We start from the raw sequence: 6272 nt of genomic DNA on the forward strand, positions 1-6272 counted from the left end.
CATGCTGCTCGACTATGACAGGCTCGGATGGCTGCGCATGGCGCTTGCCGGCTTTACCGCGCTGGTCGCGGCTTTTTTGCTGCTGCCGGTGGTTTTTATCGTGCTCTTGTCGTTCGGCTCCTCACGCTGGCTGGCCTTTCCGCCACCCGGCTGGACGCTGAAATGGTACGAGCAGCTGTTGGCCGACCCGACCTGGATCGATGCCGCGCTGACCAGCGCAAAAATCGCCGCCATGGCCGCCATCCTCGCCGTCATCATCGGCCTGTTCGCATCCTTCGGTTTGATCCGGGGTGAATTTCGCGGGCGCCAGATTCTGCGTGGGCTGCTGCTGACGCCCATGGTGCTGCCAGTGGTGGTGTTCGCCATCGCCGTCTACGCTTTCTTCCTGCGCATCGGGCTGGCCGGCACCACGATCGGCTTCGTCATCGCGCACACCGTCCTGGCACTGCCCTTCGCCATCATTCCGATCACCGCCGCGCTCGAGGGTTTCGACAAGTCCATCGAGGACGCGGCCATCGTCTGCGGCGCCAGCCCGCTGCAGGCACGGTTGCGGATCACCTTGCCCTCGATCCGGATCGGCATCTTCTCGGCGGCGATCTTTTCCTTCCTCGCCTCATGGGACGAGGTCGTGGTGGCGATCTTCATGGCGAGCCCGACCTTGCAGACCTTGCCGGTGAAGATCTGGGGTAGTTTGCGCGCCGACCTCAGCCCGGTCGTCGCCGCCGCCTCCAGCCTGCTCGTCGGCCTGACCTTGTGCCTGATGATCGTGACCGCACTCCTTCGCAGAAAATTATCGAGATGACCCCGCCATTCCTGTCCATACGCGCGGTGAGAAAGACGTTCGGCGCCTTCGTCGCCGTCCACGATGTCACCATCGATGTGCCCAAGGGCGAATTCCTGACCTTCCTCGGGCCGTCCGGCTCCGGCAAGTCGACGACACTCTATGCGATCGCCGGTTTCCAGGACCCGACCTCCGGCGACGTCCTGCTGGAGGACACGTCGCTGCTTTCAGTGCCGTCGCACAAGCGCAACATCGGCATGGTGTTCCAGCGCTACACGCTGTTTCCGCATCTGAGCGTTGCCGAGAACGTAGCCTTCCCGCTGCGCGTGCGCGGCCGCCCCGACGCCGAAGTGAAAAAGAAAGTCGCCGACATGCTGGCGCTGGTGCGGCTGGAGAATTTCGCCGGCCGCTATCCCGGCGCGCTGTCGGGCGGCCAGCAGCAGCGCGTGGCGCTTGCCCGTGCGCTCGCCTACGATCCGCCGATCCTGCTGATGGACGAGCCGCTGTCGGCGCTCGACAAGAAACTGCGCCAGGAGATCCAGGCCGAGATCCGCCGCATCCACCGTGAGACCGGTGTCACCATCCTCTATGTCACCCACGATCAGGAAGAGGCGCTCCATCTGTCGGATCGCATCGCCCTGTTCAAGGAAGGGCGCATCGAACAGATCGGCACCGGCGAGGACCTTTATCTCAGGCCGGCCAGCGAGTTCGTCGCCGGCTTCATCGGCAATTCGAATTTCCTGCCCGCCGAGCATCTGGAAACCGCCAATGGCGCGTCGACCGTACGCCTGGCCGACGGTTCGGTCGTGAGCGGCGTGAAGACGACGCAGGCCTTCGATCGCGGCCAGAAGGCGCGGCTGATGGTGCGCCCCGAAGCCTTCCGGCTCACGCCCGGACCTGCATGCGCGGCGCTCGCCGTCGAAATCGTCGATACCGCTTTCTTCGGCGACCGCAAGCGCGTCGTGGCGCGTACCGCCGGCGGCGATGAGATCGATGTCAGGCCGACTTCGGACGCGGCGGAACCGGATAGCGCGGATTGCGCCACCGGCAGGCGGATCTTTTTCGATCCTGCTTCCGCCTTCCTGTTTCCAGCCTGAAGGCCGCAAGCCTGCCCTTGGAAACGCGGCGGCAATTCCGCTGGCGGTCTGCACGGCCGGGCCTGTCGCTGGTGACGGCGAGCCACGGGTAGCGGCTTCGTCCTCGGGGAGTTTCGTACGCCTGCCGGCGCCCGAAACTCTTCACGGAAGGGGATCGTCCGCTTCTGGAGAGCGATGGCAGGAAAGCGAACTTACGTCTGATTTGGAGAAAGCCGCTACGGTTCAAATCGTCCATCTGTCCGGGAAGATGCAGATGGGCACAATTTTCACGCTATAGCCACCTGCGAGACCCTATGCCTGCGAGACATTCTGAAATTCAGGCGACTTTCTCCACCTCGGAAGCGCCGCGGCGTGACATGAGTTCCTCGACTTCGATCATATGTTCCGTTCCCCAGGCGCAGAGTGGCTTCAAGGCTCCGGCAAGGGTCTGGCCAAACGCAGTGAGGGAATACTCGACTTTCGGCGGAATTTCCTTGAAGTCGAGCCGGTCGACGATCCCATCAGCCTCCAGTTCCTTGAGTTGCTGGATGAGCATCTTGTCACTGACATTGCCGATGGCGCGCCTCAGGTCACCATAGCGTCGGGCTTCGTGAGCAAGGTGGAACAGGATCAAAGGCTTCCACTTGCCACCGATGACAGCCAACGCAGCGTCCAGCCCGCAGATAAAGCTAGGTGTCGCCATTTCGTATGCTCCAATTAGTTCTTGCTAAAATATCACTTACCAAAATGTGCATACTGGAAGAAAGAAAAGCAAGCCTCTAGATCGAAGCGATCATCATTTTCTAGGAGATCGAGATGGGCAGGCTTGAAGGTAAAATCGTCGTCATAACTGGCGGCAACAGTGGCATTGGTCTGGCTACCGCCAAACGGTTTGTGGCGGAAGGCGCAGAAATTTTTATTACCGGCCGTCGTCAGGAGGAACTGGACAGGGCGGTCGAGGAGATCGGCTCCGCAGTGACAGCGGTGCACGGCGATGTTTCGCGTCTCGATGATCTTGATCGGCTGTTCGCGGCAGTGCGCGCAAAGAGCGGACGAATAGATGTTCTGTTCGCCAATGCGGGGCTCGGAAAGCTGGCTCCGCTTGGCGCCATCGATGAAGCGTCATTCGATTTGACGTTCGACGTCAACGTCAAAGGCACGCTCTTCACGGTGCAGAAGGCGCTGCCGCTTATGCGGGCCGGTGGATCCATCATCCTCACCGGCTCGACCACCGGCTCGACGGGAACGCCTGCATTCAGCGTCTACAGCGCGACCAAGGCTGCAATCCGCAATTTCGCCCGAAGCTGGGCGCTGGACCTGAAGGGGGCAGGCATCCGTGTGAACGTGCTCTCTCCCGGCGCCACCGAGACACCCGGCCTCAAGGGTCTAGCAGAGGCTGGAGAGGAGGATGCCTTGCTGAAGGGCCTTGCCATGCAGATACCGCTCGGCCGTGTCGGGCACCCCGAGGAGACTGCGGCTGTGGCGCTCTTCCTTGCCTCGGACGAAAGCAGCTTCATGACCGGTAGTGAGGTCTTCGTTGACGGCGGAGCCGCACAAGTTTGACGACCCATCGAACCTCGGCCCGGCCATCGTTCGCTGGAAACGACCGGCCTGGTCCTTTGGCGGCGGCCAGGCTGGATCCAAGGCGGCGCTTATCCGAACGCAAAGCGGCCCGCCGGCTTTGAGCCTGGCGGGCCGTTTTGGTAAGTTTGGTTGCGGGGACAGGATTTGAACCTGTGACCTTCAGGTTATGAGCCTGACGAGCTACCGGGCTGCTCCACCCCGCGCCACCGCCGCAATCGCCCTGTGGGGATTGCGGTATTTGCGATCGCCGCTCTACTTTGGCGACTGCGGCATTCCTGTATCCACCAAATGAAAGGGCCGCTTAGAGCGGCCCGGGATCCCTTGGCGGGCCTTTATGCATGTCGCCCAAAAGCGTTACCGGTTTTGGGGCACCGACATGCTTCGAACAAAGCCATGCATCGAACAAAGCAATGAGAAGATTTCTCTGTCATCCGGTTGGATGTGAGTTTGAACGTGCGTTTAGCAGACCTGGCAGCGACCTACTCTCCCGCGTCTTGAGACGAAGTACCATCAGCGCTGGAGCGTTTCACGGCCGAGTTCGGAATGGGATCGGGTGCAGCCGCTCCGCCATAACCACCAGGTCGGCAAAACGCACGTTATTCGAGAAGCTGGTTTGAGCGAATAGCCATAGAGAGGAGCGAATAGGGGACCTATTTTGTGCTTTCTCGGAGCTTTTCGCTGGTCTTTTTTGTGCCTGGCCGTCCTTGGGGTCTGGTCCTTCGAAGCGAAGCTTCGCAAGGTCGACCGACCGTCGGCGCCGATGCGCCGCACCCACGTAGCGCCGCCCGAAGGGCGGAACACGCGTGAGTGAGAACAAACCATTTGACTTCGTCAAATGGACATTAGGAATGAGAACGATCAAGCCGATCGAACTATTAGTACCGGTAAGCTTCAAGCGTTGCCGCTCTTCCACACCCGGCCTATCAACGTGGTCGTCTTCCACGGTTCTCAGGGAATACTCGTTTTAAGGTGGGTTTCCCGCTTAGATGCCTTCAGCGGTTATCCCGTCCGGATATAGCTACCCTGCTATGCGGCTGGCGCCACAACAGGTCCACCAGAGATCCGTCCATCCCGGTCCTCTCGTACTAGGGACAGATCCTTTCAATATTCCTACACCCACGGCAGATAGGGACCGAACTGTCTCACGACGTTCTGAACCCAACTCACGTACCGCTTTAAATGGCGAACAGCCATACCCTTGGGACCTGCTCCAGCCCCAGGATGCGATGAGTCGACATCGAGGTGCCAAACAACCCCGTCGATATGGACTCTTGGGGGTCATCAGCCTGTTATCCCCGGCGTACCTTTTATCCGTTGAGCGATGGCCCTTCCACGCGGGACCACCGGATCACTATGACCGACTTTCGTCTCTGCTCGACTTGTCAGTCTCGCAGTCAGGCAGGCTTATGCCATTGCACTCAGCGAACGATTTCCGACCGTTCTGAGCCCACCATCGCGCGCCTCCGTTACTCTTTAGGAGGCGACCGCCCCAGTCAAACTACCCACCATACATTGTCCCGGACCCGGATAACGGGCCGCGGTTAGACATCCATAGTAATAAGGGTGGTATTTCAAGGGTGGCTCCACCTGAGCTGGCGCCCAGGTTTCAAAGCCTACCACCTATCCTACACATGCCACTACGAATGCCAATGTAAAGCTATAGTAAAGGTGCACGGGGTCTTTCCGTCTAACCGCAGGAACCCCGCATCTTCACGGGGAATTCAATTTCACTGAGTCTATGCTGGAGACAGCGGGGAAGTCGTTACGCCATTCGTGCAGGTCGGAACTTACCCGACAAGGAATTTCGCTACCTTAGGACCGTTATAGTTACGGCCGCCGTTTACTGGGGCTTCGATTCAGAGCTTGCACCCCTCCTCTTAACCTTCCAGCACCGGGCAGGCGTCAGACCCTATACGTCGTCTTGCGACTTCGCAGAGCCCTGTGTTTTTGATAAACAGTCGCTACCCCCTGGTCTGTGCCACCCTCCTCTACTTGCGTAGAAAAGGGTCACGCTTCTTCCGAAGTTACGCGTGCAATTTGCCGAGTTCCTTCAGCATAGTTCTCTCAAGCGCCTTGGTATACTCTACCAGACCACCAGTGTCGGTTTCGGGTACGGTTTATAAGGAGGAGCTATTTCCTGGAACCACGCAGCAGCCCGTTCAATCCGATAAGATTGGACTACCTCAATGATCCGTCACTACCTCCAAGCCCACGAATATTAACGTGGTTCCCATCGACTACGCGTTTCCGCCTCGTCTTAGGGGCCGGCTAACCCTGCTCAGATTAGCTTTAAGCAGGAACCCTTGGTCTTTCGGCGGGGGAGTCTCTCACTCCCCTTACGTTACTCATGTCAGCATTCGCACTTCTGATACCTCCACCACCCCTCACGGGTATGGCTTCATCAGCTTACAGAACGCTCCGCTACCGCTTGGCCCTTGCGGACCAAACCCTAAGCTTCGGTGTATGGCTTTAGCCCCGTTACATTTTCGGCGCAAAGACCCTTATTTAGACCAGTGAGCTGTTACGCTTTCTTTAAATGATGGCTGCTTCTAAGCCAACATCCTGGTTGTTTTGGGATCCTCACATCCTTTCCCACTTAGCCATAACTTGGGGACCTTAGCTGTAGGTCAGGGTTGTTTCCCTTTTCACGACGGACGTTAGCACCCGCCGTGTGTCTGCCGACTAGTACTCCCAGGTATTCGGAGTTTGGTTAGGTTTGGTAATCCGGTGAGGACCCCTAGCCCATCCAGTGCTCTACCCCCTGGGGTATTCGGTCGACGCTCTACCTAAATAGATTTCGCGGAGAACCAGCTATTTCCGAGTTTGATTGG

At 58.9% G+C, this 6272-nt stretch carries 4 protein-coding genes, 1 tRNA gene and 2 rRNA genes (1 of these 7 cut by a window edge); 3 read left to right on the forward strand and 4 right to left on the reverse strand.

Annotated features, from left to right (window positions below; genetic code table 11):
- Position 1: 1 nt before the first annotated feature.
- Complete coding sequence (locus tag O7A70_RS02610; RefSeq protein WP_140503157.1) at positions 2-802, forward strand: ABC transporter permease; 801 nt, start codon at positions 2-4, stop codon at positions 800-802.
- Positions 799-1878, forward strand: a complete 1080-nt coding sequence (locus tag O7A70_RS02615; RefSeq protein ID WP_337138899.1) for an ABC transporter ATP-binding protein — start codon at positions 799-801, stop codon at positions 1876-1878. The genes O7A70_RS02610 and O7A70_RS02615 overlap by 4 nt, the downstream gene beginning before the upstream one ends.
- Positions 1879-2194: 316 nt before the next feature.
- Here the strand turns inward: O7A70_RS02615 and O7A70_RS02620 are convergent, their stop codons facing one another.
- On the reverse strand, positions 2195-2560 hold the full coding sequence (locus O7A70_RS02620; protein ID WP_337138900.1) for a winged helix-turn-helix transcriptional regulator: 366 nt from the start codon (positions 2558-2560) through the stop codon (positions 2195-2197).
- Positions 2561-2673: 113 nt separating this feature from the next.
- Here O7A70_RS02620 and O7A70_RS02625 point away from each other — a divergent pair, with 113 nt between their 5' ends.
- Positions 2674-3420 (forward strand): SDR family NAD(P)-dependent oxidoreductase, encoded by a 747-nt coding sequence (locus O7A70_RS02625; protein WP_140765388.1) that lies wholly within the window; start codon positions 2674-2676, stop codon positions 3418-3420.
- A 147-nt stretch (positions 3421-3567) separates the two neighbouring features.
- Here the strand turns inward: O7A70_RS02625 and O7A70_RS02630 are convergent.
- The 3 genes from O7A70_RS02630 to O7A70_RS02640 form a co-directional block, all read right to left on the reverse strand.
- A tRNA-Met gene (locus tag O7A70_RS02630) sits at positions 3568-3644 on the reverse strand.
- A gap of 263 nt (positions 3645-3907) precedes the next feature.
- A 5S ribosomal RNA gene (gene rrf / locus O7A70_RS02635) occupies positions 3908-4022 on the reverse strand.
- A 273-nt stretch (positions 4023-4295) separates the two neighbouring features.
- A 23S ribosomal RNA gene (locus O7A70_RS02640) occupies positions 4296-6272 on the reverse strand; it runs 891 nt beyond the window's last position.

The organism is Mesorhizobium sp. Cs1299R1N1 (genome assembly GCF_037179655.1).
Taxonomy (GTDB): Bacteria; Pseudomonadota; Alphaproteobacteria; order Rhizobiales; family Rhizobiaceae; genus Mesorhizobium; species Mesorhizobium salmacidum.